Genomic DNA, 24,369 nt, shown 5'->3' with positions numbered 1-24,369 from the left:
GGAACGTCTCCCCTTCACGGCTCCGAGATAGCGCTTTCTCAGGCCTTCCATCGATTGAGGAATTCACTGACCGATGCTGGGTCCATCCGGCGCATGGCCTCGAACTCACCCGAGCGCTGCGCGTACACCAGCTTGCCGTCCGCATTGAGTACGGCGAGCGCCGGAACTCCCTTCGAGATCGGCACTTCGTACTTCTGCGCGACATCGAGATGCTGGTCCATCTGGCCATCTTCGCCGATGTAGATATGCACCACCACGAAGTTCTGAGCCAGCAAGCCGCTGTTGGGAGCCTGGTGGAAGTAGAGATCGAGCACCTGGCAGTCGCCGCACCAGTCTCCACCGAAGTCCAGGATGACCCGTTTGTTCTCCTTCTTCGCCTGCGTCAGCGCGGCCGCGATCTCCACCTTCGGGTCTGCGGTCACCGAGTAGATGTGATTCTTCGGAATCGCATGTGGTGTCGTCACCTCAGGCTGAACCGCCGCCACCGGCGAGGACTCTGTCGTCTCCGCAGCGGGCTTTTCCGTCGTGTGGAGGTAGAAGAACACGCCGCCCGTCACGATAATGGCGACGCCAAGGATCGCAACAACAAGAACGGGACCGCGATTGCGGATGGGCGGAACGGGCGGTTTCGTGGGACGTGCCATGCGGCTCATTCTATATGAGCTACCGTCAGCCGTTGACGATCAGCCCGTTCTTCCAGAGCGCCATGACGACGTCCATCTGGCTCCCGTGCGGTGTTTCCGGATCTTCGTTGACCTCAGCCCACAACTGGCTGACGGTCGTGTGCGTTCCCGCCTTCAACAGGTCAATCGCCTTCACCGCGAGCACCTTGTTCTTGTTACTCGGACTGCTGCTTCCCCCCGGAATGCCCTTGACCAGGCCGGCCTCGCACAGTCCAAGGAAGGCGCCGCGCGGTCCGCCCTTTTTCTGTCCCGCCGGTGTCGTCGGATAAAGCTTGCCTACCGCGTGCTCCCACCGTTCGAGTGGTGTGATCGCCTTGCCATACGTCTCCATCCGAACTGCCATCAACGCCGCTTCGCCATACCGATTTGCCATGAACTCTCCAGTGCTCTAGCGTACACGTGCCCGCCTTGGTGTGATGGCACATAAGTGGGACTTACAAGATTCCGTGTCGCAGATAACTTAGGCATAACTCCCCGCTGATGCGTTCAAGAAGAGCGAGCACTGAGTGGGTCCCATGAGACTCCCGCCCGGAACGCCACCTACCAGACGATTCGACACATGTACTTGAGGTTGGGCCCATGATGAATCCCATGCGGAAGCGCATTCGCTTCGGCGTAGCTTTCCTTCCCCTTTCTTCACTCTTGCTCCTCACCGGATGCAGCAGTTCGGTCTCTCCCGCTCCCACCGTCGCCGCCATCGCGGACCAGAGTTCCACGGGCAACTGGCAGATCGGCGCCTTCCAGGCGACGGCCACTGGACTTGTTGCCAAGACACCGGTGTTCGCCGGCATTCTTACATTTGATGGAGCAGAGGTCTCAGGTCACCTGCGTCCTGTCGCCCTCGCGGGGATGACACCATGCGTGCCGTCGTCTGCCGTCATCGACGTCGCCGGTACGGTGGATGCGCAGCGCAGGGTGAGCTTTGCTTCCGCGAACCTTCCAGGAGGCATACTGTCGGTCTCCGGAACGCTTGCGGAAGACGGCAAGTCGCTGACATCGGCTTCTTACTCGGTTGCAGGCGGAACATGTGGTTTCGCGCAGCCTGCTTCTGGCTTAGCGATTTCTGTGAGCCCGGTTGCGTTGTTTACGCTTCCTGCCGGTAGCCACTCCGGAAATGTCACTACGGGCGATCCGGAGAGTCCGACCGTTCCTGTAACAGCGACGGTCACAACCTCGAATGCGTCTCCGGATGGCTCGATGTACGACCTGACGGGGAAGATAGCTTTCATCGGCAATGCTGCCCAGTGCGTTGTGGGCGACGAAGAGGGGACTGGAACCGTATCGGGCAGCGCGGTGACGATCAATTCCGGCAACGTCGTCACGAACGGAATAATTCCGTCTGATGGAAGCTCCATCACGCTGAGCTATAGCTTCAACTCTGGAGACTGCATGGGATCAACGGGTTCCGGCGTGCTCTACCCTGTTGCTGCCCACTAAAGCCTAAAGCAAACAAAAGCGGAGCGGATCTGATCCGCACCGCTTCGTGATTTGAGGGCTGAAAATGCCTAGGCTGCGGCCACGGGAACGAAACCGTCGCAGCCGCTGATCGGGGTGACCTTGAGATGAAGTGGCGCATGCTTCGGATGGCCGCACTCATCGAGGAGCGTGGTCTCGGCCTGCTTGCTGGTGGCGATGCTGATGAGTACGTCAGACTTGGCATGGTTCTCGCCGAAGTGATTACAGAGTCCGCACTGTCCGGTCGCTACTGTTTGCATATCGAAACCCTCCTGTGTTGCTTCTTGCTAAGTATGAGACGAAAGATGAGATCCGCGTTGCCCATGGGCCATCGCTGAGTTGAAGTTACTAACTAACTTGTTTTGTGTAAATTGCGACCGACTTAGCCGGAGATATCTAGGACTGGCTTAGGCCGACATCTGGACCAACTTAGGCTCAGATTGTTGTCGCGGTCACTTTTTCGCGGCCGCGGGGTTGGTTGTCGAGGCGCCCCCCGCTCCAGAGGGTGATGGACGCAGAACGAGGAAGGCGTTGATGGAGGCGACGATGATGGCCAGCATCACGAAGAGGAGAACGCGGCTGGACTTCTCTGTGCTCGGCGTTGGCATGCAAATTTGGATGCCGCGCGGGCAGTTCTTGGAGGCCCGTGTCGCCGATGCCTCTTGCGGCCCATCGCGAACCGTAGAATGGGCTCATGGGACGCATCCGCATTCTTTCCGACCAGGTGGCCAACCAGATTGCCGCAGGCGAGGTGGTCGAACGGCCGGCTTCGGTGGTGAAGGAGCTGCTCGAGAACTCGATCGACGCCGGGGCGACGCGGATTCGGGTGGAGATCGAGGCGGGTGGACGGAAGCTGATCCGGATCGTCGATAACGGGTCGGGCATGGTGCGGGACGACGCGCTCTTGGCGTTCGAGCGGCATGCGACGTCGAAGCTGAGGACGTCCGACGACCTGCTCTCGATTGCGACGCTCGGGTTTCGCGGAGAGGCGCTGCCGAGTATCGCGTCCGTGGCGCGGGTGCATCTGGAGACGCGGGCGGCTGAGGATGATGCCGGGACGGTCATCGAGATCGCGGGTGGGAGCATCCTGCGGGTCGAAGATGCAGGGCTGCCGGTGGGTACGACGATCGCCGTGAAGGATTTGTTCTACAACACCCCGGCGAGGCGCAAGTTCCTGAAGTCGGAGCAGACCGAGCTTGCGCACATCGCAGCCCTGGTAACGCACTACGCGCTGGCGCATCCCGAGAAGCACTTCGAGCTGCACTCAGCAACGCAGGCTCTGCTCGTGGCAGCGGGCGTGCCCCATGCAGGGGACCGGATGTTCCAGATCTTCGGTCGTGAGACCACGGGACTGATGCTCCCGACAGCGGCGGAACTCGACTTCGCAAGGGCCGGGCTTCCGGAGCCTCCGCCATGGAAGCGCGAAGAGGACTATGTCGCGGCGGACCCGGGCTATATTCGGGTGTCGGGGTTCGTATCGAAGCCGGAGTTGCAGAAGCTGAACCGGAACTCGGTCTATGTTTTCGTCAACCAGAGGCTGATCCGCGACCGTCTTGTCCTGCACGCGCTGACGGAGGCGTATCGCAACATCATCCCGCCGACATCGTTTCCGGTTGTGCTGCTGTTTCTCGAGATGCCGCCGCAGGAGGTGGACGTCAACGTCCATCCTGCGAAGACCGAGGTCAGGTTTCGGCAGCCGAGCTTTGTGCACGACTTCATCCGCGACACCGTACGGACGACGCTGGTGCAGGCCCGGCCTGCGGCAAGCTTCATGGCTGCGGTGGAGGGATCGGCGAGCCCATCCCTTCTGCTGGATGTAAGCCCTTTGCCGGGTGGGCCGGAGGCGTTCCTTGGGCCAAATCGCCCGGAATCCGAGGGCGATCCAAGCCGCGGTGATGTCGATTTCTTCCGGCTCAAATCACCGGTCGTTCCGGCATCTCCGGGAAGGCTGGAGTTTGCGGGAGCCCCGCTCGCGGTCGGGTACGACGAGCCGGTCTCGGCGGGAGATCCGCTGCTCGGACTGAAGCCCGCGGCGGGGTATGAGGCGCCAGCGCCCGTCGTACGGAACGACCGCTGGAACGAAGGCTCGAGGCCGATGGTCGAGCCGGAGGGGACGCTCGAGTCGTTAGGAAGCTTGAAGTCGCTCGGACAGATCCGCGACTCGTTCATCCTGGCGGTCAACGAGGAGGGCCTATGGATCGTCGATCAGCACGTGGCGCATGAGCGCATTCTGTTCGAGCGTGTGATGCGCGAGCGCGAGGTGGAGCAGGTCCAGCGGCAGAGGCTTCTGATGCCCATGCTTGTCGACCTGCTGCCAGCCCAGATGGTGGCGTTCGCCGAGATTGCGGCGGAGCTGGAGCGGAACGGCTTCGAGGTCGAGCCGTTCGGGCCGAGGACGCTGGCGGTGAAAGCCGCTCCGGTCGGCCTGGAGGGGCGGGAGCTGGAGCAGATGCTCGAAGAGGTGTTGTCGGTGCCTGACCGGGAGCAGCAGAGCGAGAACGCCGACACCCGGCGGCGTCGGATCGCGGCGAGCATCGCCTGCCACGCGGCGGTGAAGATCAACATGCCGCTCGACAGCGCCAAAATCGACTGGCTGCTGACCGAACTGGCAAAAACCGAGCATCCGACGAGCTGTCCGCACGGCAGGCCCATCGCACTGCGGTATTCTCATAAAGACATCCAACGCGCGTTCCAGCGGAGCTGAAATTCCAGAAGCCTCCGCGGGCGCTGCCGGGTCCCCGGATCATTCGTTACGGGTCACATACCTTTTAGGAACAGATTTACTCCTTAGCCAACGCGAAGGAATGCTGCAGCGCTTCTTCTCGCACAGCAGGAAGGCAACACACGTGAGCACTCCCAATCTTCCGTCGGCAGAACAACTTGCCGCGAACCGCACCACCTTGTGGCACCAGGGCGGAGACGCCCTTCTGACGCTCGAATCGCTTCGCGCCTGGTTGAACAAGACCGGCCTCGTTCTCTACACACCGCGCGCCGCGCAGCTTCCGTCTCCCGCTCCCTCGCTGGTCGAGGCGGTCCTTGGAGCACCCAAGGCGGATCCCACCATCGCTGAGATGACAGAGGCGCGTTCTCTGCTCGCTCGCCTGATCGGCGAGGGAAGCGCGGTTCCTCTCAACCTGCTTGGAACGACAGGCGACATTCCCGACTTTGTCGTCTCGGCTGCGGTTTTTCCCTACATTTTCACCGTTCGCGGCGATAAGGCATGGAAGCTTCCACCCGCCACGCAGGGTCCGGTGAAGGTTTCGCCGCTTGCGCTGGCGGCATACGAAGCACTTGCCCGGCGCGTAACGCTGTCGGCAGCGGAGTTGGTCGATGAGCTTGGCAAAGAGGTGACGGAGGGTGCTGTGCTCCGGGCTCTGTCGGAGCTCTGGGCACATCTCCGGGTGATTCCGGTGCCGCAGAACGACGGACCCACGATGTGGGAGCTGACGAGTACACGCTTCACCAAGCAGATCAAGGCAGGAGCCAACGCAGGCCAGCCCAAGGCGCTTTCGGCGCTGATCTCTCTCTACCTCGGCATGGCGGTCGTCGCGACCGAAGAAGAGATCGAGACGATCCTTTCGCCGCTGGCTTCGCGCTCGCGCATTCGCGATGTCGTCCACGCGCTGATGGGCGCACGCGAACTGGAGACGATCGCAGTCGATGGACGTACCGTGGTGCATGTGGCAGGCGATCTGCCTGCGTTTGCTGCACCGGAGGCTGCCGTTTCCGAGGAAGGTGTTGAGGTCGAGGCTGCCGGCGAGAGCGACGCGGAGGTCACGCTCGAGGGGACCGACCGCATCAAGAAGTTCGTCGCTAAGCCGCGCAAGGTGGGCACGGGCTTCACGAAGAGCTTCAATCCCCGTCCTGCAGCCGGGACAGGTGGAGACCGCGAGCGGCGGCCATTCAAGAAGCCGTTCGACGGTCCGAGCAAACCAAGCTTTACCAAGCCATGGGATGAAAATCGTCCCCCACGTCCAGCCGCCAGCGATTCCGAAGGGGGATCGTCCGAGCGCCCGCGTTACGACCGGGACAAGCGCCCTGCGTTTGGAGCGAAGCCGTTTGGTGCGCGTCCGAGCTTCGGAAGCAAGCCGGGCTTTTCGCGCAACAACGAAGGCGGCACTCGCCCGACCTTCCGCCGCGACGATACCGGCAGACCGCCTCGCCGGGAGTTCACGCCACGCCCGCCTGCGGAAGGCGCTGGCAGCTTCGACGCGAGCGCACGTCCTGAGCGCAAGACCTTCAGCAAGCCGGGCACTTTTGGCCGCAAGCGTGAGGGTGGTTTCACACCGCGTCCGTCCTCTGATCGTGGTGAAGGGCGTCCGCAGCGCAGCTTTGGCGGGCGCGACTCCGGTCCGTCCGATGCGCCGCGCAGGCCTTTCAACAACGATCGCGGTGAGCGCCCCTCCTTCGGTGCGAAGCCTGCGGGCGAACGCCGTCCCGGCTCGTACTCGCCCCGTCCGTCGGGCGGAGAAGGCTTCGCTGGACGGAAGCCATTCACTCCACGCACGGAAGGCGGTGGCTACGCTGCCCGCAAGCCGTTTACCCCAGGCGGAAAGCCTGGCTTCTCGCGTGATCGCGACCAGTCGGCCTCGGGACCGGACGCTCCGCGCAAGGTCTTCCGCAAATTCGATGCGCCGCGCTTCGACAAGCCGAAGAGCGCACGTCCATTCAACCCGGATGGGCCGTCGCGTCCTGCTTACGGTGACCGGCCTTCGCGTCCGGCGTTCGGCGACAGGCCTTCCAGGCCGTCGTCAGGCGATCGCCCGCAGGGTGGATTCAGCAAGCCGGGCGGGTTTGCCGGCAAGAAGCCTTTCGGCACCGGCAGACCGTCTGGCCCAGGCTCCAGGCCGACCGGCACGTTCGCGAAGTTCGCCGACGGCGCGAAGCCATTCCGCAAGCCAGGCCCGGGAGGGAAGAAGTTCGGGCCAAAGACGGGCGGAGGCGGAAAGACCTTCGGCGGCCCGCGTCCCGAGTACCGCAAGCGCAAGCCTGAAGAAGGCGAGTCAGCTTAATGGCGGAGGGAGCGAGCAGGCGTTTGCAGCCAGTGGTAGCGATCGATGGGCCGGCCGGGGCGGGTAAGAGCACGCTGGCGGCTCATCTCGCGCGGCGGTTCGGCTTCCTCAACCTTGAGACGGGCGCTATGTACCGCGCGCTCGCGCTCAAGGCGATCGAGCAGGATCTCGACTTCGACGAAGAGGCTCCGCTACTAGAGCTTGCGCACTATACAAAGATCGCGCTCGAACCGCAGCGTGAAGGAAATCGGGTTCTTGTAGACGGCATCGATGTGTCACGGCGCATTCGCGACACGGACGTTACTCAGGCTGCCTCGAAGGTGTCCGTTCATCCCCATCTGCGTGCGTGGATGGTCGACCAGCAGCGCGCTCTTGGAGAAAAAGGTGGCGTGGTGATGGAAGGCCGCGACATCGGAACGGCTGTCTTCCCGGACGCCGAGGTGAAGATCTTCCTCGATGCGGCTCCCGAGGTACGCGGCAACAGGCGCTATCGCCAGGCGGAACCCGTCCCTCAGGTCACCGAGGAGGCAATCCTCAAAGAGTTGAAAGAGCGCGACTACCGCGACCGGAACCGGGCCGAATCGCCCTTGCGCCCGGCCGAGGATGCGGTCATTCTCGACTCGACTTCGATGACGCTGGAGCAGGTGCTGGCGCGTGCGGAGGATATTGTCAGGGCGCATTTTTCCGTGCAGGACGGAACGTTTCAAAGTACAGGCGCAGGTACAACCAAAAAATAATCACCAATTTTCCACACAAAACTTGCGTCTCATGCTAACCTTCAGACATCGTTTGAAACAGATTGGTTTCAGCAAGGTTTCACCAGCCGAACCCCCGATTTGGATCTAGCGGCAAATTCATCACTAAGGAAATACCGAACAATGGAACAGGGAACAGTGAAGTGGTTTAACGATGCCAAGGGGTTTGGCTTTATCAGCCGTCAGAATGGCGAAGATGTGTTCGTGCACTATTCGGCTATCAATTCGAACGGTTTCAAGAGCCTCCAGGAAGGCCAGGCTGTGCAGTTCAACGTGGTCAAGGGACCCAAGGGCTGGCAAGCTTCTGACGTTCAGCCTCTGTAGGCTTTAGCGTCAGGTTACAGATACAACAAAAGATTTGCGGGAGGGATGGCTCAGGCTATCCCTCTTCGCCGTTCCGAACTTCTCCCCGTTCGGAACGGTTCCTCCCCCTTCTGCTACTTCGGTTGTGTGGGCTGTGTAGGTGCGGTTGTGCCGTGATCGGTCACCTGCTGGGTAGGTGCCGATTCAGGAGACGGCGTCTCGCTGTCTACCTCCTGGACGCCAGGCAGGATGGTCGAGCTTGCTTTGAACTTCCGATAGTTCGAGTTTGACCCAAATGCGCGGCCATTCATATTGAACAGAAGCAGCATGCGTGCTGAGCCCTGTCCCGAGAACCGCGATGGCAGCCACACCTCACCGTTGACGAGGTTTGAATCCGCCTCAAACGAGGTACCTTTCGCGACGTTCACCAGAAGTCCCCCACCAATCTTGAAGTTGTTTGCGAAATGGCCTTCCACACGGCTAAGCGCATGATCCTGTTCGTCGACCCACACCGTCCCTGCAAGCTCGTGGATCGCGCCTTCGAGTGGGTTATGTGTCTTGGCTTTTGGGTCGCCGGTGTAGTCGAGCGCGATGGTGCTTCGCCCGCGCAGCATAACGCGACGTTCGTTTGAGAAGGCGCCGAGTTCGAGGAAGCGCGAGAACGTGACCGTATCATCCTCATGCCCGGCCTCCTTTTTCTCGCGACGTTCGCGCGCCTTGGCAATGTGCTTGTCGACGCGTTCCTTCTCCTTCTTCTGCTCGTCCAGCGTCAGCTCTTGCCCGTTCTTCTTCGTGGTCCTCTCGACCCGGATACCGTCGACGTAGAAGACATCCGCCTCCTCCGACTCGGACTTCTTGAGATTTCCGTGGCCGTCGAGTTCGACTTGCGTCACGGACGAGGTGTAGGTGTAGTCCTTGATGATGGCTTCGGCGGCTTTCTGATGGGCTTCCACCTCATGCATGAGCGTGGAGACGTCAGGCAAGGGGCGGCCATTGTCATCGCCGGTGGGCACCTGGGCTGCGACCTTTAGGCATGGGAAGAGGCAGATCGTCCATACCAACATCTGGTAACTGCGCAAACAGAAAGTGGCAGGGCTATCTCCCAATTTTTTTCCGGGATGTGCGTTACTCGGTACGCTGGACGCCATCGGCGGTGTTGAATCAACTATCATGGTAGGGTCGAAAGCTTTTCCCGCGGTTTGCGGCCTGATTGGAAACAAACATGGCAACGAAGACAAAGTCTCCCAAGTCCGACTCTACCCCAACAAGTAATGTTAGCCAGCGCGAAGTGGTCTTCGATATCTTCCGCCGCTGGGGCTATCTGCAGACCACGCTCGATCCGCTCGGCCAGTTCCTTCCCGGCGAGCCGTTTCCCACTCCAGCCCCTGATGGCGAGCTCTCGACCGAGGCGCGCGGTTTCTACTGTGGCACCATCGCGGCAGAGTTCATGCACATCGCGAGCCCGGAGAGGCGTCAGTGGATCCAGGAACGGATGGAGCAGAAGCCTTCCAAGCCTAACCAGGCGCACGTTCTCACCCAACTGATCCGCGCCGACGTCTTCGAGCAGGTCATTCAGTCCCGCTATCTCGGAACCAAGCGCTTCTCGCTTGAGGGCCTGACGGCGCTCATCCCGTTCCTCGATGCCGTCTTCGCAGGGAGTGCCAACATCGGCGTAACCGGCTCGATCCTCGCGATGAGCCATCGCGGGCGCCTCAACGTGATGACGAACACCATCGGCCGCGCACCGTCCGAGATCTTCGCCAAGTTTGAAGATGTCGACCCGCGCAGCACCCTCGGCGGCGGCGACGTGAAGTACCACATGGGCGCGACCGGCACCTACCGCTCGCCCGACGGCAAGGAGATCGACCTCCACCTCGTCTCGAACCCGAGTCACCTCGAAGCCGTCGACCCCGTCGCCATCGGCCGCGCCCGCGCCAAGCAGACACGTCTCGGCAAGGATGGACGCGACCAGATCCTCCCCATCATCCTGCATGGCGACGCAGCCTTCGCCGGCCAGGGCATCTTCGCCGAGGCACTCGTGCTTGCCGGGCTCTCCGGCTTCAACGTCGGCGGATCGATCCACGTTATCGTGAATAACCTGCTTGGCTTCACCGCCTTGCCGGAAGAGTCGAACGCATCGCGCTTCTCGTCCGACATGGCGAAGCGCCTGCCGATCCCGATCTTCCACGTGAACGCGGAAGACGTCGACGCTGTCGTGCGCGTGGCCCAGCTCGCCGCCGAGTACCGCCACGAGTTCCATTCAGATGTCGTCATCGACCTCATCGGCTATCGCCGTCACGGCCACAGCGAGGTCGACGATCCGACCGTCACACAGCCGCGCCGCTACGCCGTCATCAAGGATCATCCGGTGCTGTATCAGATCTACGCGCAGAAGATCGGCGTCGATCCGGCCGCCGAAGTGCAGGCCATTCAGGCAGAGTTCCTCGACGAGCAGAAGGTCGCGACCAAGGCCGAGCACAAGCCCGTCCTCGCCTATCTTCCGCATTACTGGGATGCTTACCACGGCGGTCATATCACTTCCGCCGACGATGTGAAGACCGGCCTCCCGGCGTCTGAGATCGCTGAACTTGTAAAGCTGACAACGGCATCGCCTGAGGGCTTCAACGTCCATCCCAAGGTGAAGAAGCTCTTCGAGCAGCGCCTGGAAATGGCTGCCGGCGCACGTCCCTTCGACTACGGCATGGCCGAACTCGTAGCCTTCGGATCATTGCTCAAGGCAGGCACACCGGTTCGCCTCAGCGGGCAGGACTCGCAGCGCGGCACCTTCAACCAGCGCCACTCGGTCATGATCGATATCGAGACCGAAGCACGCTACGTTCCTCTGGCACACATCAGCGACGATCAGGGCCGCTTCGAGGTCTACAACTCGATGCTCTCGGAGGCTGCGGTGCTCGGGTTCGAGTACGGCTACTCGCGCGACTACCCCGAGACGCTTGTCCTCTGGGAGGCGCAGTTCGGCGACTTCGTCAACGGCGCGCAGATCATCATCGACCAGTTCATCGTGGCGGGCGAGGCCAAGTGGAGCCTTCTTTCGGGAATTGTCATGCTTCTGCCTCACGGCTATGAAGGCCAGGGTCCGGAGCATTCGAGCGCACGCCTCGAGCGCTTCCTCCAGCTTGCCGCGACTGACAACATCCAGATCTGCCAGCCCTCGACCGCCGCGCAGTACTTTCACCTTCTGCGCCGCCAGTCGATGCGCATGCTGCGCAAGCCGCTCATCGTCTTCACCCCGAAGAGCATGTTGCGTCATCCGGACGCATCCTCACAGCTTGCCGACTTCGAGGCCGATCACTTCCTCAACGTGCTGCCGGACAACTCGGTCACCTCGCCCTCGCGCATCCTCGTCTGCTCGGGCAAGATCGGCCACAACCTCCGCGTCGAACGCGAGAAGCGCAAGATCACCGACACCGCCATCGTCTTCCTGGAGCAGCTTTATCCATGGCCCGAAGCAGAGATGCAGGCAGCGCTCGATCAGCATCCCGGCGCGACCGAAGTGGTGTGGGTGCAGGAAGAGCCGGCCAACATGGGTGCACTCTCCTACGTCATTCCGGAGCTTCGCCGCATGGTCCGCGATCGCGCGGTTCTCACGGTAAAGCGTGCCGCGAGCGCAAGCCCCGCGACGGGTTCCGCGAAGGCGCACGATCTTGAGGAGAAGACCCTCATCGATGTCGCGTTCGGCAACCTGCGCGCGCACTGATCAAACTTTTGCGGTCATCACACAAAGGCTCCCTTTTTGGGGGCCTTTGCCTTTGCCCCTGACAATCCCGGTCCGGCGGACGTGGTACCCTCCCCCCATATGTCCGACCAGCAGTCCCCCGCACCCTTCAGCATCCAGAACGCCGCCGCCGCCGAGATGATTCACAACAACTTTCGTATCGGCTTTGCTCCTGAGGTGGAGGAGCAGGTGGCGGCGATCCGCAGGGAACCGGCTGAATTGCCGAACGATTGCAAGTCGCTGCTCTGGTCGTCCATCGACAACGACACCTCGCGCGACCTTGACCAGGTCGAATACGCCGAACGCACCCCGGACGGGATTCGCGTGCTCGTCGGAATCGCGAACGTCGCAGGCACGGTTGCGAAGGATTCACCCATCGACCGCCACGCCGCCGACCAGACCCTGACCGTCTACACCGCGGTTCACAACTTCCCCATGCTTCCGCTCGAGCTTTCGACCGACCTGACAAGTCTCAACGAGGATCGGCCGCGGAGCGCCGTCGTCGTCGAGTTCACCGTCACGCCCGACGGCCAGCGAACCCGCACTCGCATCTACGAGGCCGAGGTGCTGAACCACGCACAGCTTGCCTACAGCCGCGTCGGCCCTTGGCTCGAAGGGACCGCTGATCCAGACGCAAAGGTAGCCGCCGACGCTGATCTACAATCCCAACTCAAGCTGCAGGACGAGGCAGCTCACGCTCTTCACGCCCTGCGCGTCCGCAACGGAGCACTCGAGTTCAACCGCAGCGAAGCCGACCCGATCGTGCTCGACGGCGTCATCCACGGGATTCGCACCGCGACCCACAACCGCGCCATGGACCTTATCGAAGAGCTCATGATCGCCTCCAACGAGACCATGGCGCAGACCCTCCGCCAGGCCGGCCGCTCCTGCATCCGCCGCATCGTCCAGGTACCGGCCCGTTGGGATCGCATCGTGGAACTCGTCGCCCGCCACGGCACCCAGCTTCCCCCAACGCCCGATGCTGCTCCGTTGAACGCCTTTCTCCAGGCCCAGCGTGCCGCCGATCCCGACCGTTACCCCGACCTAGCGCTCTCGGTCATCAAGCTGATGGGCCCCGGCCAGTATGTGCTCGCCAAGGGCGTGCCCGGACCCAATGATCCTCTCCAGGGACACTTCGGCCTCGCTGCGCAGGACTACGCACACTCTACCGCGCCCAACCGCCGCTTCGTCGATCTCGTCACGCAGCGCATCGTCAAAGCCTTCCTCGCCGGCGAACCTCCGCCCTACACCGACGACGAACTGACAGCCATAGCCGCGCGATGTCTCGAGCGTGAAGGCGCTGCCCGCAAGGTCGAGCGCGCCATGATCAAGCGTGTGGCTGCCGTAGCCCTCACCGGAAGCATCGGCAAGAGCTTCCGCGGCGTGGTGGTCGGCGCAACGGGCAAGGGCACCTACGTCCGCATCTTCGACCCACCGGTCGAAGGCCGCATCATTCGCAACGAGCAGGGCCTCGACGTCGGCGACACCGTCAACGTCAACCTCGTTCACACCGACCCCGCCCACGCCTACATCGACTTTGCCCGGGCCTGAGCCGTCAAGGGCGAGGAAGCGCCTCGCGCCGCTGGATCCACTCCTCCGGAATCCCCGAAGGCCCTGTCCTCATCACGACGATTCCCCCCACCATCGCGCACGTCGTGTCCATGTCGCCTCGTCCGCTCACCGTCTGCCAGATCGCTTCCTCGAAGTTATCCAAGAATCCACCCGCGCTCCATAGAACGAACGGTACTGTATCCATCGCGCTCACATGGCCGCCGCTTCCCAGCAGCGCTCCGGCTAACTCCGCCGTCGTATCCGGCTCGAGCAGCAGAGCCGCCTCCACCCCTTCGCGAACCTCGCTCTCCGGAATGTAGGTAAGCGCCGCCTCGAGAAACTCCCTGCGTCCCATCGCATCGATCGACTTTCGCGACCTCCATGCAAGCGCCGCGCCGACGGCAACGGCGACCGCTCCAGCGACAGCTTCCGGATGAGCATGCGTCGTCAACGCCGAACGCCGCGCCTGCCCGACCACCTGCTCCATGTCATCCGCGAAGTAAGCGCCGAGCGGCGCCACCCGCATCGCCGAGCCATTTCCGTGCGAACCCTTTCCCCCAAACAGCGCACCCGCCTCTTCTTCCCAGTGCGCCCCACCGCGCTGCGAAATCCGCGACAGCAGCCCATGCATGGACGTCCCATATCCCCGGCCCGCATCGTAGAGGCTGGCAAAGTGGTCCGCCAGCCGATCCTCCCGTATCTCCCCATGCGTGCGGAGAACGTGGACAATCGAGATCGCCATCATGGTGTCATCGGTAAACTCCCACGGGTCGTCGGGAAGCTGCCTCTTCGTGATGCGCTCGCGCGACTCCAGGAAGGGCATCGAGAAGAACTGCTCTCCAAAGGAGTCCCCGCAACTCAGGCCTTCGAGCGACAGCATCGCTCGCCTGATTCGCTCTTCCGGATTATCCGAAGCTAGATGGATCATGAAAACCTCACGATAAGCAGCCGGAACATATCTCGAAAATAGCTGAAACGCTTCGCCGCGCCGGCTGCACTATGCCATTGATTAACGATCGCATGCGACGAACATGAAATTTCGGAATAAGCCTTCCGCGAGTGTTATTGTTCCCTCGTTCAAGATAGGGACGAAATGATTGTCCCAGGCCTCGCGCGACCGCAGCCATCCACAAGCGCACACGACTCGTAACTTCACCGCAGTCCTTTGCGATAGAAAAGGAAGACCAATGCCGACCGAAGTCTCTCACAGCTTCACCCTCGATGCAGGTATCTTCACTACGACTAGCCTGACCCTCGCTGCCTCAACCGACGCGAACGCACTCGAGGCCGTGGCGACCAACAGTAAGTTCCCGGACGGAGATATCACCCTCGGCCATATCTCGCTTGCGGCCGACACCGGACAGGTGTCCCTCAATCCTGCTTCGGTTGGCGGTGCCTCGGTGAGCTTCGATCTCACCGCCTCCGCGCAGAGCGGCATCGGCGTCTACGGAAGCGTCTCGAGCGCCATCCAGGCTCTCAGCCTCGCCAATCCACCAAGCTTCACCATTCCCGACAAGGCAGGCCAGCGCTATCTGCTCATCGACGCGGGCTATGCCGTGTCAGCCTCCGGTACCGGCACAGTGCCTGTCGGCATGCTCGGCTCGGCAAGCTTTGGCGTCAACGCGAAGCACGACGCTCTCCTTGCCCTCGTCCATAGCTTCGACCCGAATGAAAGCGCCGACAACGTCCTCCAGGATGCCTTCTCCAGTCTTCGCCTGCCTCGACACGTCGCGTTCAATGGCCATGATGTCAATATCCAGCCGGGAACCTGGCTGATCGTCGAGACGGATGGGTCGTTCGTCTTCACACTCGCGACTAACCTCGGTTGGAACATGAGCTACGCGAAGGAACTCAGCATCCTGGGAGTCACTCACGATCTCAGCGCACGCATTGATGCGAGTATCTCGGCAAACCTTGGGTTCAGCGTCAGCGGTAAGTACCTTCTCGCCGTCGGTCGCGAAGATACGAGCGATGTTGTTCGTCTGCAGTTATGGAAGCAGGCCAGCAAGGGCCTGAACTTCGGCTTCAACGTGAACGTTGGCATCCAGGGCGCAGACCCGCAACTGCCCACCGATCTCGGCGACTTCATCAAAAGCATCTTCGGCGTCCACGGCCTGCAGGTCCTCAACGACCTGAAGATGTGGACCGACCCCACGCAGGATCTCGGCAAGCAGATCGCCGGCCTCGCCGATCAGACCGCACTCGACCTGCTCAAGAGCAGCACCGGCATCGACCCTGCCACCGAGTTCGATAAGGCGAAGCAGGTCGTTACCAACGCCCTCAACACCTGGACGAACCTACCCGCGAAGCTCTCGTCCATGCTCTGGACCTATCTCGATAAACTCGCGGGCAACCAGGTTCCCGACGACTTCAAGACCTTCCTCACCGACCTCGCGAACCCCACCACCGGCGCCGATGCACTCGCCAAGATCCTGCAGAACGCCACCTTCGGCGACACGCCCGAAGGCCAGTTCCTCGAGGCTGTCGCCGACAAGGGTCTGCTTGCTCTCTCCAACGAGATCGCACCCGTCAGCAAGGTAGCCGGACAGGTCCTCGACATCCTCAACGGTGGCCTCATCGCCAAGCTGCAGGCTTTCATCAACCAGAAGCTTGACCTAGCCCAGATCACTGCTGCCGTGAATGCCGCGAGCTTCGATAAGATCGATCAATGGCTGCAGAACCGCCTCGCGAACTTCCTCGATAAGACCCTCGCCCTCGCCGCTCTCAAAGATATCCAGACGGCCATCAATAGCCTCGAGACAAAGGCCGAGTCGATCTACACGAAGACTGTGCAGGCGCTCACCAAGCGTTACAGCATCGACTTCGCCACCGTCTATCAGAACGCCACGACAGACACCGCCCTGCTTGACGTCAACTTCGATCTCTCCAACGCAGATGCGTCACAACTCTACAAAGATGTCATGAGCGGAAACGGCCTCGAACTGCTTCTGACGAAGTCGACTACCGGCGTCACGCTCAACCAGGCGACCCTGACGCACGAGATCAAGCGCAACAGCAGCGTCGACCTGCACATGCCCTTCTTCGACTTCACCAGCACAAGCGTAAACGACACCATCGTCACCCTCACCGCCGAGGATCAGGGTGGCCGAGTCCTCCTCTACCAGGTCAGCTCGAGCGACACTGAGACCGTGGCCAATCGCATGATGAGCCAACTCTCCATCCTTGCATCACTTACTGTCGATGCAAGCGGCCAGCCAAGACTCGACACCGAAGGATCGATCGCCTACGAGATGCTCCAGGCAAAAGCCGGCATGCGCCCAGCCGACATGGAAGCGCGTACCACCGCGTTCATCCATAACTATCTCTCCGGACTCTTCAGCGGAGGCGACTCATCCATCCGTGGCTTCTATACCGACCTGGACATCGCCCTTACTGCCGCAACCCATACGCAGAGCAACCTCCTCGGCGACGTAGCACTCTCCATGCAGCTATCCCTTCCCGCGAACCTGCTCAGTGGATGGCTTGAGCCTCGCACAACGTCTCTCGTCCCCGACCAGATGACTCTCTCCCGGTCTCTACAGGCCGCGTGGAGAAGTATTCTTCCCACTCTCTATCTGCAGGATCTGGGTCAGTATCAACGCAACGAAACCATCGCCGCTCTTCTCGTCTGGTCATCTCTGCCCGTCTCGACGGACATCAGCTTTACCAGCCCCACGATTAACAAGTTCAACATGGACCGGCAGACTTTCTGGGACTGGCCCAACGTCGATCTCCGCCGAGCCATCGCTGCCGATCCGCACACGATCGCAACCCTCGGTGCGAAGCTCTCCGCCATTCAGGCCGAACTTGCCGCCGCAGGGAACTCCAACGCAAGTTCCTTCGCTCCGTCCATGGCAAGCCAGTTCGTACAGCTTGCGCTCAACTCTACAGGCGACACCTTCTTCCAGTCTCTCCTCTATACGGAGGCAGAGATAATCGATGGCGCGACCAAGGCTTTAAAGAGCGCGGCTGGCTCCCTCAAGACTGCGGCAACGGCTCCCACCGAAGCGATCAAGCTCCTCGCCTCCTTTACTTCGAGCCTCACCGACACCTTCAACAACCGCGTCAACTCCGTCTACTCCGGAGTCTCCGGCCGCGTTGTCGGTCCGATGCTCTTCGTCGAAGCATCAGCGGCCCTTGGCTCGACCGGAACCAGGCCGTCCGCGCTCATGAACCTCTATGCTCTCAACCAGGGACACACCTTCGACCTTGGCACCTTCATCACCGGAAGCCTGCCTGCTCAATCCCAGGTCGCTCTGACACAGACGCTTGTGGGCTTACAGTAAGCCCACAAGCCCGTCTAGCTTCGCACGCCGCTGCTCTGCTTATAACCGTGCTCGGCAAGCCTTTTACCCATCGCCCGGTACATCTCTTCGTTGCGCGGTTGCCACGTCGCCAGCCCGTCGACATAGCGGTTGTACATGCAAAACGCCGCCGCAATCAGCACCGTGTCATGGATCTCGAGATCCGTTGCCCCCTGCTCGCGAGCCGCTTCAATGTGCTCGGAAGTGACGGACTTCGCATCACCCTGCACATGCGCTGCGATGATGAGTAGCGCCTTGAGCTTGTCCGAGATATCGGCCGTCGCTGGGCTGGCGCAGACCGAAGCTGTGAGCTCGGGGCTTCCTCCAACATGGCTTGAAGCAGCGGCCCCATGGCTTGTCTGGCAGAAGAAGCACGTGTTGCGCGAAGAAACATAGCTCGCGATCAGCTCACGATCCCGCGAGCTCAGGCTGGCATCCGGTCCAGGCTCGAACAAGAGGATATGGGCAAGCTCACGCATGGGCTTTGCGGTCTCGGGACGAAAGGCGAATGCGGCCCCAATCCCAGGAATTTCGGCATTCAATCCAATGTGGGCCATGTTACCTCGCAACCAGTTCGGGGGCAGGCGCGGAAGCGACGTTGGTCAAATTTGCTGCAACATAGCCATCTCTCGCAACCATCTTGCCGCGTTCGCGATAAAGCGAGGGATCCTGCGGCTGCACAGTAGCCAGCCCATCGACATAGCGGTTGTACATGCAGAACGCCGCCGCGATCAGCACGGTGTCATGGATCTCAAGATCCGTTGCGCCCTCTGCGCGCGCAGCCGCCACATCTTCGGGAGTTACATTCTTCCCATCCTGCTGCACCTTACCAGCGATATTCAGCAATGCCTTCATCTTCGGCGAGACATCCGCCGCATGGAAGTCGTCCTTCACGCACTGCACTAACTCTTCGTCGCCACCAAGATGCGCGGCGGCAATCGCGCCATGGATGGACTGGCAGTAATGACAATTGTTTTGCGAAGAAACATAGGTCGCGATCAACTCGCGCTCGCCGGGTGTCAGGGAGTTCGGATGACGCAGAAGAACTTCGACGAGCTCATTCAAGGGCTTCGACGTCTCCGGCCGAAAGGCCATGGGACCGCGAATTCCGGGCAGGTTGGGCAGGGCAATGTGTGGCACGGTATCTCCTATAGAACGAGGTTATAAAGCATTCTCAATCGCGGGCTCAAGCACCGGACCCGCGTCATACATTGCTATATCCAGGCTTGGGTAAGCGGGGAGTAAGAGTTGGAAAAGTGCCGCGACCACAAGCGGAGCGGCCAATAGAAGTACGCTCGACGAAAGATAAGTTCCCGCCTTGTCAAACGCATGCCCCATCATCACGGGTCCGGTCGCTCCCCCGACCGCATAGGCCGTCCAGCTTAGCCCATAGAGAGTCGAGAACCTCGCCCGGCCAAAGTACTTCGCGATGAGATAGGGAACAACATCCGCCTCGCTCCCCGATCCGAAGCCAAGCAGAAACGCCCCGAGAACTCCCATGCTCGCCGTCGTCGCGTAGGCGATCACGACGATTCCAGCCGTCGCGATCAGGAGCACCACGAGCGATACCGTTGGTGCGAACACGCGGTCCAGCATATGACCCGTAATCAATCGGCCGATGATCCCAGATACGCCGAGCATAGAAAGCGCAAGCGCCGCACTCGCAGGCGTAATGGCGCGTCCGGTAAGCAGCGCCCCCAGGTGAGCGATCGCTCCATTGAGACTAAGTGCCGCAAGCATCACCGGCACCGCGATCAACCAGAACACCCGCGTCTTCAGCACGCCGCTGATCTTCACCGTCACTGCGCCCCGCTTCGCGATCACTTCAGGCACCGGCCTGTTACGAACCAGCAGAGCCGTCAGCGGAAAGCCGAGCAGAGCAATCACCCCAAGCGTCGAATAAGAAGCCCGCCATCCGTGCGTCGTGATCATATGCTGCGCAATGAGCGGCATCACGATCGACCCCGTCCCACTTCCCGTCAGAACCACCGCCAGCGCAAGCCCGCGCCTCTGCTCGAACCAAGTCAGCACTGCACGCGAGTACGCAAGCTGCGCTGTTCCATTGCCCACAACACCGATTAGAAGATACGTCGCATAGAACTGGGCGATGTTCCCTCGAAGCAGGGAAAGCGAAGCTACCCCGCAAGCGAACACAATGATCGAAGGCAGGATGATCCGCCGTGGCGGAAGCCGATCCAGCAGCGAGCCGATCGTCGGCGAACAGGCCGCGACTGTGAGCGCCGTAATCGCGAACGCCCGCGAGATCGCCTCCCGCCTCCATCCGAACGTTCCCTGCAGCGGTGCGAGGAACAGGCTGAACGTGAACGGAATGATGGCCGCGAAGCTCACCATGACGCCCACAAAAGCTGCCAGCGTCACCTTCCATCCCGAGTAGGAAAGCTTATTCTCCGACTGTATGGTCTCACCCACGGACAGATCCCCCTTAGGAATCGCTGCACCAGCAAGCATCGCATTAGTTGGCATAACGCTCCTCAGAAAATAATCTTCGCGGCAAATTGAGTAAGGCGTGGCGATCCCGATTGCAAAATGCGCCCGAAGTTAGGCGAAGCAAGATCGGCGACTGGAACACCAAAGTTCGCATGGTTCGCAATGTTGAACATCTCCGCCCGGAATTGGAGATAGGTCGCTTCATGCAGCGGAAAGTTCTTCACCGCGGATGCGTCGACGTTGATGAAGCCCGGCCCGCGTGCAACGTTTCGTCCCGAGTTCCCGAACTGTCCGGCCTGCGTCGCCGGGTTGAGCCTCTGGAAGTCCGAAGTGCTGATCCATTGGTTGACCGTATGCGGCCCCTTTGTAGCGTCGCCGATCCGGTTTGGGCGGCTGGCAAAGTATCCCGAGATTGGCGGCGAGCTCGCCTGTAGAGACACATTCGTGCTGTCATACACCGTGAACGGCGTGGCGCTGTTTGCCGTGGCAATCGTATTCAACTGCCATCCATCCAGCAGGATCTTACTTACCCCGGTCCTATGTGCCGCGAACGGTAACTCGTAGATAGCGCTTGCCACGAACCGGTTGCGCGCATCGAAGAGCGATGGCCCATGCTCCGCCTTCAGGTCGAAGGGATTCTGCGCTAAATCATTCTCACCACTCAGAGCCTTTGCCGAAGCTCCCTGCAAGTTCATCGACGAGAGGTAGTCCAGGGTCTTCGACCACCAGTAGGACGCGTTGATCCCTAAGCCATGCTTGAAGTTCCGCGACAGCGAAATCTGTGCCGCGTGATAAGTCGAGTTCTGCCCGTAAGTCAGTTCGCCGACAGTCGCAAAGTCGCACGGCCCGTTGTTCGGCCGGCAGTTCGCATACTCTCTCCTCCGATCCGCATTGGAGGACGTCGCCCCCGGTCCATAGACCGCTGGGTTCGCTTCGATATTCCGTGGAAGGTGCGTGCCCTTTGTCCCGACATATCGAGCCTCAAGCACAAACGCAGCACCTAACTCCTGCTGCACGCCAAAGTCCCAGTCCTGCGCATTGGAAGGCACCGACTTCGGATCCATCACGAAGGCTGTCGCGGGCTGCGTATAGGTATTCGCCGTCGGAACTGTGCGGCCCGTATAGGGAGCGGTGAAGTTTACCTGCCCCGATATCTCCACGAACTGCGCAAAGGGAAGCGAAGATACTGGCGCCTGCGCCGTCACGTTCGATCCATTCGAGAACGGGTCATAGAAGATTCCGTAAGCGGCGCGCACCGATGTCTTACCCGTCCCATATGGATCCCACGCAAACCCTACGCGCGGCCCGAAGCCCTTGTAGTAGCGATGCGCGATACCCCTGCTAATCCCGGCATCGCCGGGAAACAGAAGCCCTACCGGAGCATCCGGGTGTGTCGTCGATTGCTGCCCCGGAATGAAAGCGTTTAGCCGGTCATGAATCTCTGTATTCGGGTTGATGATCTCGTAGCGGAGTCCCGCATTCACCGTAAGCCGCGAGTTGACCCGCCACTCATCTGTAGCAAAGCCCGACAGCCCCCAGTGCCTTACCCCGCGATCAAACGAGCCCAGTCCCTGGTAAAAGAGTACGGGAACTCCAAGCAGCAGATTGGCAAATGCATCGTTGGTTGGGAACGAAGATGCGAACACGAAGAACCCGTTTGGGGCGATCGATTGAAACAGGTTGAACTGGTCTCGCACGAAGTCCCCGCCCACCCGTACCAGGTGCGCTCCACGCGAGATCGAAAGGGTATCGGAGACCTCGTAAGTATTCTGCACCGAAGTCCTTGGCCCGGTAATCGCGCCGCCCACCGGCGAGTATCCGCTGAGGTTGAAGAACGGCGGACCCTGCCCGATCGCCGATGCGGAATCATAGTTGAAGCCCAACGTCCGGGGCCCATTCCTGTTCAACCTCTGATCGAAGAGGAAGCCATAACGGAAGAAAGAGGTCTGCACGTTGTTACTCACGTGCGCGCCAAACAAGTGCGTGTTCCCGATCACCGCCGAGTGCACAGAGAAATCATCTCGCGTAGGAAATCCTGGCAGGTCCGAACCTCTCACCGAGATCGGATTCAGATTCAAGCCCGTGAAGTACGAATACCGCAGGAAGTAAGAATCCGTATCCGTATGCCGCAGGTCAAGCCGCAATCCCGTCTGATCATAGTTATTGGTGCCCACCAGCGTGCTCGTATAGATCGAAGGTGCTGTGTTGCCCACGTAGTACAACTTAGCCACGTTCAATCCCACCTGGCTCAACGCGCCTGCAGGCAACTTGCCACCCGGAAACGGCGTTCCGCCCGCTGCAATGTTCAGCAGAGGAGTGCTGTTACCAGAAAAGTCCCCAGCCTGCTGCGCGGCCGTGGGCACTGTAGCCGACGTCGTGATTCCCGCGCGATTCCTGAGCCCCTCGTAGTAGCTGAAGAAGAACAGCTTCTTCCCAAGTGCCGGGCCACCCACTGTCACACCGAACTGATTCTGCTTTAACGGTTCGACGCCCGCTGAGAAGTAGTTCCGCGTGTCAAAGATGTCGTTGCGAAAGAACTCATACGCCGTCCCATGAAAGCGCGACGTCCCGCTCTTCGTAACGATCGTTGTTACCGACCCAATGTTGCCCCCATACTCTGGAGAGGCCGTAGCTGTCAGAATACGAAACTCCGCAAGCGCATCGATCGGTATCTTCAGCGCAAACCCACCATCCATGCGATCGACATTCTGCGCTCCATCGAGGATGAAGTTATTCGCCTCCGGTCTCTGTCCATTCACCACGTAAGACTGACCCGCGCGCAGCGATCCGCCTTCCTGTAGCAGCCCCGCGTTGATCGGCGCCACGCCGCTCTGCAGTAATCCGAGTTGCGCAAAGTTCCGCCCGTTCAAGGGCAGGTCGACGATCTCCCGCGCGGTCACTGTCTTGCCCAGCGTGTTCGTCGCCAGATCGATGTTATCCGCCCCGCTCTGCACCACAACGCTCTGCACCAGCGTTGCCGGCACCAGCTTCGCATCCACGCGAATCGTGTCGCCGACGTTCAGACGAATGGGCTCCTCGATAAACGGTGCGAGATTCGCAGATTCCACCCTCAACGCATACTCACCAATCGGTAGCGCGACGAACTGAAACCGTCCGCTCCTCTCGAGGTCCGTCTCACGACGCAGCCCGGTCGTCTTCTCCGTCAGGGTCAGGTGCGCTGCTGCCAGCACGAGCCCCGTCCGGTCCGTGACATTCCCTTCAATCGTGCCCGTCGGCGCCTGGCCAAACGAATTCCTGTTCAAGAAAACAAAAGAAAATACCAACATCATCAGAACGCCCGGCGCAAACCGGCCTGCCGCGAATCGCATCGCTACCTCGTAAACTCAATTTCGGTGACAGAGGAACGATAGAGTTCGCGCTCGGGGCTGTCGCCCACACTTGTGACGGCTTGCACCTCAACCTTTTGGTTGGCTTAGGGAGAACGAGCCCTCGATTGCCGCCCGGCCAAACCTTATACTTGATAAACAGATAACCGGTATCCGTTCGCCCCAGCACGAACGCGCCGTATGAGGACTTCATGGCCGCACTGATCGATGCAATCGACGTCAAGCGCAAGAGTTTATTCGAGCTTGAAAACATCCCCTACTCCTGCCTCGAGGCCGAGGTCAGCTCGCCCACCGCGCGAGGCGGCCAAACCCTGGTTCGCCTCAAGATGCGCAACCTCCTCACCAGCGCCGTCTTCGAAAAGACCTTCAAGGCCAACGACAAGTTCAAGGAGCCCGACCTCGTCCTCGTCCCCGCATCCTACCTCTACAGCGACAACGACGGATCGCACTTCCTAGATCAGGAGAGCTTCGAAACTCTTACCCTCGACTCCGGCATGATGGGCACAGCGCTCGACTTCCTCCTTGAAGGTGCCATCATCCAGCTCCACAAGTTCAACGGCAACCCCATCGGCCTGCAACTCCCCATCTTCGTCGACCTGGATGTCAAGTACACCGAACCCGGCGTTCGCGGCGACACCTCAAGCGGCAGCGTCACCAAGCCCGCCACCCTTGAAACCGGCATGGAGATCCGCGTTCCCCTGTTCATCAAGGAAGGCGAAAAGGTAAGAGTCTCTACAGAAACCCGCGAGTTCCAGAGCAGGGCATAAGCTACGAA

At 60.8% G+C, this 24,369-nt stretch carries 19 protein-coding genes; 9 read left to right on the top strand and 10 right to left on the bottom strand.

All coding sequences use genetic code 11. From position 1 onward, the window contains the following. Nucleotides 1-38: 38 nt before the first annotated feature. Complete coding sequence (locus GRAN_RS03185; RefSeq protein WP_128911547.1) at nucleotides 39-644, bottom strand: thioredoxin family protein; 606 nt, start codon at nucleotides 642-644, stop codon at nucleotides 39-41. Between the two features lie 25 nt (nucleotides 645-669). Continuing rightward, complete coding sequence (locus tag GRAN_RS03180; protein WP_128911546.1) at nucleotides 670-1,056, bottom strand: DUF6979 family protein; 387 nt, start codon at nucleotides 1,054-1,056, stop codon at nucleotides 670-672. Between the two features lie 206 nt (nucleotides 1,057-1,262). On the opposite strand from GRAN_RS03180, the gene GRAN_RS03175 reads away from it, so the two are divergent. Continuing rightward, nucleotides 1,263-2,120, top strand: coding sequence for a hypothetical protein (locus tag GRAN_RS03175; protein ID WP_150133248.1), 858 nt, complete (start codon nucleotides 1,263-1,265; stop codon nucleotides 2,118-2,120). Nucleotides 2,121-2,188: 68 nt separating this feature from the next. On the opposite strand, the gene GRAN_RS03170 is transcribed toward GRAN_RS03175, so the two are convergent. Further along, nucleotides 2,189-2,398, bottom strand: a complete 210-nt coding sequence (locus GRAN_RS03170; RefSeq protein ID WP_128911544.1) for a hypothetical protein — start codon at nucleotides 2,396-2,398, stop codon at nucleotides 2,189-2,191. A 192-nt stretch (nucleotides 2,399-2,590) separates the two neighbouring features. Then, nucleotides 2,591-2,746, bottom strand: coding sequence for a hypothetical protein (locus GRAN_RS25370; RefSeq protein WP_161570817.1), 156 nt, complete (start codon nucleotides 2,744-2,746; stop codon nucleotides 2,591-2,593). 86 nt (nucleotides 2,747-2,832) lie between these two features. Here GRAN_RS25370 and mutL point away from each other — a divergent pair, with 86 nt between their 5' ends. The 4 genes from mutL to GRAN_RS03150 all read left to right on the top strand — a co-directional run bounded on the left by mutL (nucleotide 2,833) and on the right by GRAN_RS03150 (nucleotide 8,229). After that, nucleotides 2,833-4,842, top strand: a complete 2,010-nt coding sequence (mutL, locus tag GRAN_RS03165) for a DNA mismatch repair endonuclease MutL (RefSeq protein WP_128911543.1) — start codon at nucleotides 2,833-2,835, stop codon at nucleotides 4,840-4,842. A gap of 142 nt (nucleotides 4,843-4,984) precedes the next feature. Next, nucleotides 4,985-7,150 carry a hypothetical protein gene (locus GRAN_RS03160; RefSeq protein WP_128911542.1) on the top strand — a complete coding sequence of 722 codons (2,166 nt, stop codon included), beginning with the start codon at nucleotides 4,985-4,987 and terminating at the stop codon, nucleotides 7,148-7,150. Next, the gene (gene cmk, locus GRAN_RS03155) at nucleotides 7,150-7,887 is read left to right on the top strand and encodes a (d)CMP kinase (RefSeq protein WP_128911541.1); all 738 of its coding nucleotides are present in this window, start codon (nucleotides 7,150-7,152) and stop codon (nucleotides 7,885-7,887) included. The genes GRAN_RS03160 and cmk overlap by 1 nt, the downstream gene beginning before the upstream one ends. Nucleotides 7,888-8,028: 141 nt before the next feature. Next, nucleotides 8,029-8,229, top strand: coding sequence for a cold-shock protein (locus tag GRAN_RS03150; RefSeq protein ID WP_013581125.1), 201 nt, complete (start codon nucleotides 8,029-8,031; stop codon nucleotides 8,227-8,229). A 113-nt stretch (nucleotides 8,230-8,342) separates the two neighbouring features. Here the strand turns inward: GRAN_RS03150 and GRAN_RS03145 are convergent, their stop codons facing one another. Continuing rightward, nucleotides 8,343-9,272 carry a hypothetical protein gene (locus tag GRAN_RS03145; RefSeq protein ID WP_128911540.1) on the bottom strand — a complete coding sequence of 310 codons (930 nt, stop codon included), beginning with the start codon at nucleotides 9,270-9,272 and terminating at the stop codon, nucleotides 8,343-8,345. A gap of 158 nt (nucleotides 9,273-9,430) precedes the next feature. Here GRAN_RS03145 and GRAN_RS03140 point away from each other — a divergent pair, with 158 nt between their 5' ends. Both GRAN_RS03140 and GRAN_RS03135 read left to right on the top strand, forming a co-directional pair. After that, nucleotides 9,431-11,926, top strand: coding sequence for a 2-oxoglutarate dehydrogenase E1 component (locus GRAN_RS03140; RefSeq protein WP_128911539.1), 2,496 nt, complete (start codon nucleotides 9,431-9,433; stop codon nucleotides 11,924-11,926). Between the two features lie 99 nt (nucleotides 11,927-12,025). After that, nucleotides 12,026-13,495: an RNB domain-containing ribonuclease gene (locus GRAN_RS03135; RefSeq protein WP_128911538.1), complete on the top strand. Its 1,470-nt coding sequence runs from the start codon at nucleotides 12,026-12,028 to the stop codon at nucleotides 13,493-13,495. A gap of 4 nt (nucleotides 13,496-13,499) precedes the next feature. Here the strand turns inward: GRAN_RS03135 and GRAN_RS03130 are convergent, their stop codons facing one another. After that, nucleotides 13,500-14,423 carry an ADP-ribosylglycohydrolase family protein gene (locus GRAN_RS03130; protein ID WP_128911537.1) on the bottom strand — a complete coding sequence of 308 codons (924 nt, stop codon included), beginning with the start codon at nucleotides 14,421-14,423 and terminating at the stop codon, nucleotides 13,500-13,502. Nucleotides 14,424-14,682: 259 nt separating this feature from the next. Between GRAN_RS03130 and GRAN_RS03125 the strand changes: the two genes are divergently transcribed. Then, nucleotides 14,683-17,781, top strand: a complete 3,099-nt coding sequence (locus GRAN_RS03125; RefSeq protein ID WP_128911536.1) for a hypothetical protein — start codon at nucleotides 14,683-14,685, stop codon at nucleotides 17,779-17,781. Nucleotides 17,782-17,795: 14 nt separating this feature from the next. On the opposite strand, the gene GRAN_RS03120 is transcribed toward GRAN_RS03125, so the two are convergent. The 4 genes from GRAN_RS03120 to GRAN_RS03105 are packed head-to-tail and all read right to left on the bottom strand — an operon-like array spanning nucleotide 17,796 to nucleotide 23,576. After that, nucleotides 17,796-18,356, bottom strand: a complete 561-nt coding sequence (locus tag GRAN_RS03120; protein ID WP_128911535.1) for a carboxymuconolactone decarboxylase family protein — start codon at nucleotides 18,354-18,356, stop codon at nucleotides 17,796-17,798. A 1-nt stretch (nucleotide 18,357) separates the two neighbouring features. Then, a complete protein-coding gene (locus tag GRAN_RS03115; RefSeq protein ID WP_128911534.1) occupies nucleotides 18,358-18,939 on the bottom strand; it encodes a carboxymuconolactone decarboxylase family protein in 582 nt (193 codons plus the stop codon). 21 nt (nucleotides 18,940-18,960) lie between these two features. After that, the gene (locus GRAN_RS03110) at nucleotides 18,961-20,283 is read right to left on the bottom strand and encodes an MFS transporter (protein WP_128911533.1); all 1,323 of its coding nucleotides are present in this window, start codon (nucleotides 20,281-20,283) and stop codon (nucleotides 18,961-18,963) included. Between the two features lie 8 nt (nucleotides 20,284-20,291). Beyond that, nucleotides 20,292-23,576, bottom strand: coding sequence for an outer membrane beta-barrel protein (locus tag GRAN_RS03105; protein ID WP_128911532.1), 3,285 nt, complete (start codon nucleotides 23,574-23,576; stop codon nucleotides 20,292-20,294). 209 nt (nucleotides 23,577-23,785) lie between these two features. Here GRAN_RS03105 and GRAN_RS03100 point away from each other — a divergent pair, with 209 nt between their 5' ends. After that, on the top strand, nucleotides 23,786-24,361 hold the full coding sequence (locus GRAN_RS03100) for an elongation factor P (RefSeq protein WP_128911531.1): 576 nt from the start codon (nucleotides 23,786-23,788) through the stop codon (nucleotides 24,359-24,361). Nucleotides 24,362-24,369 lie beyond the last annotated feature (8 nt).

The organism is Granulicella sibirica (assembly GCF_004115155.1).
Taxonomy (GTDB): Bacteria; Acidobacteriota; Terriglobia; order Terriglobales; family Acidobacteriaceae; genus Edaphobacter; species Edaphobacter sibiricus.
The sequence above is the reverse complement of the archived record's forward strand: the minus strand, read 5'-3'. Positions and strand labels throughout refer to the sequence as shown.

Excerpts from the sequence above, each read along its gene's own strand:
- cmk (WP_128911541.1), top strand. The coding sequence starts at position 7,150 with ATGGCGGAGGGAGCGAGCAGGCGTTTGCAGCCAGTGGTAGCGATCGAT.
- GRAN_RS03175 (WP_150133248.1), top strand. The coding sequence starts at position 1,263 with ATGATGAATCCCATGCGGAAGCGCATTCGCTTCGGCGTAGCTTTCCTT.
- GRAN_RS03130 (WP_128911537.1), bottom strand. The coding sequence starts at position 14,423 with ATGATCCATCTAGCTTCGGATAATCCGGAAGAGCGAATCAGGCGAGCG.
- GRAN_RS03180 (WP_128911546.1), bottom strand. The coding sequence starts at position 1,056 with ATGGCAAATCGGTATGGCGAAGCGGCGTTGATGGCAGTTCGGATGGAG.
- GRAN_RS03100 (WP_128911531.1), top strand. The coding sequence starts at position 23,786 with ATGGCCGCACTGATCGATGCAATCGACGTCAAGCGCAAGAGTTTATTC.
- GRAN_RS03135 (WP_128911538.1), top strand. The coding sequence starts at position 12,026 with ATGTCCGACCAGCAGTCCCCCGCACCCTTCAGCATCCAGAACGCCGCC.
- GRAN_RS03120 (WP_128911535.1), bottom strand. The coding sequence starts at position 18,356 with ATGGCCCACATTGGATTGAATGCCGAAATTCCTGGGATTGGGGCCGCA.
- GRAN_RS03145 (WP_128911540.1), bottom strand. The coding sequence starts at position 9,272 with ATGTTGGTATGGACGATCTGCCTCTTCCCATGCCTAAAGGTCGCAGCC.
- GRAN_RS03170 (WP_128911544.1), bottom strand. The coding sequence starts at position 2,398 with ATGCAAACAGTAGCGACCGGACAGTGCGGACTCTGTAATCACTTCGGC.
- GRAN_RS03150 (WP_013581125.1), top strand. The coding sequence starts at position 8,029 with ATGGAACAGGGAACAGTGAAGTGGTTTAACGATGCCAAGGGGTTTGGC.
- GRAN_RS03140 (WP_128911539.1), top strand. The coding sequence starts at position 9,431 with ATGGCAACGAAGACAAAGTCTCCCAAGTCCGACTCTACCCCAACAAGT.
- GRAN_RS25370 (WP_161570817.1), bottom strand. The coding sequence starts at position 2,746 with ATGCCAACGCCGAGCACAGAGAAGTCCAGCCGCGTTCTCCTCTTCGTG.
- mutL (WP_128911543.1), top strand. The coding sequence starts at position 2,833 with ATGGGACGCATCCGCATTCTTTCCGACCAGGTGGCCAACCAGATTGCC.
- GRAN_RS03110 (WP_128911533.1), bottom strand. The coding sequence starts at position 20,283 with ATGCCAACTAATGCGATGCTTGCTGGTGCAGCGATTCCTAAGGGGGAT.
- GRAN_RS03185 (WP_128911547.1), bottom strand. The coding sequence starts at position 644 with ATGGCACGTCCCACGAAACCGCCCGTTCCGCCCATCCGCAATCGCGGT.
- GRAN_RS03105 (WP_128911532.1), bottom strand. The coding sequence starts at position 23,576 with ATGCGATTCGCGGCAGGCCGGTTTGCGCCGGGCGTTCTGATGATGTTG.
- GRAN_RS03125 (WP_128911536.1), top strand. The coding sequence starts at position 14,683 with ATGCCGACCGAAGTCTCTCACAGCTTCACCCTCGATGCAGGTATCTTC.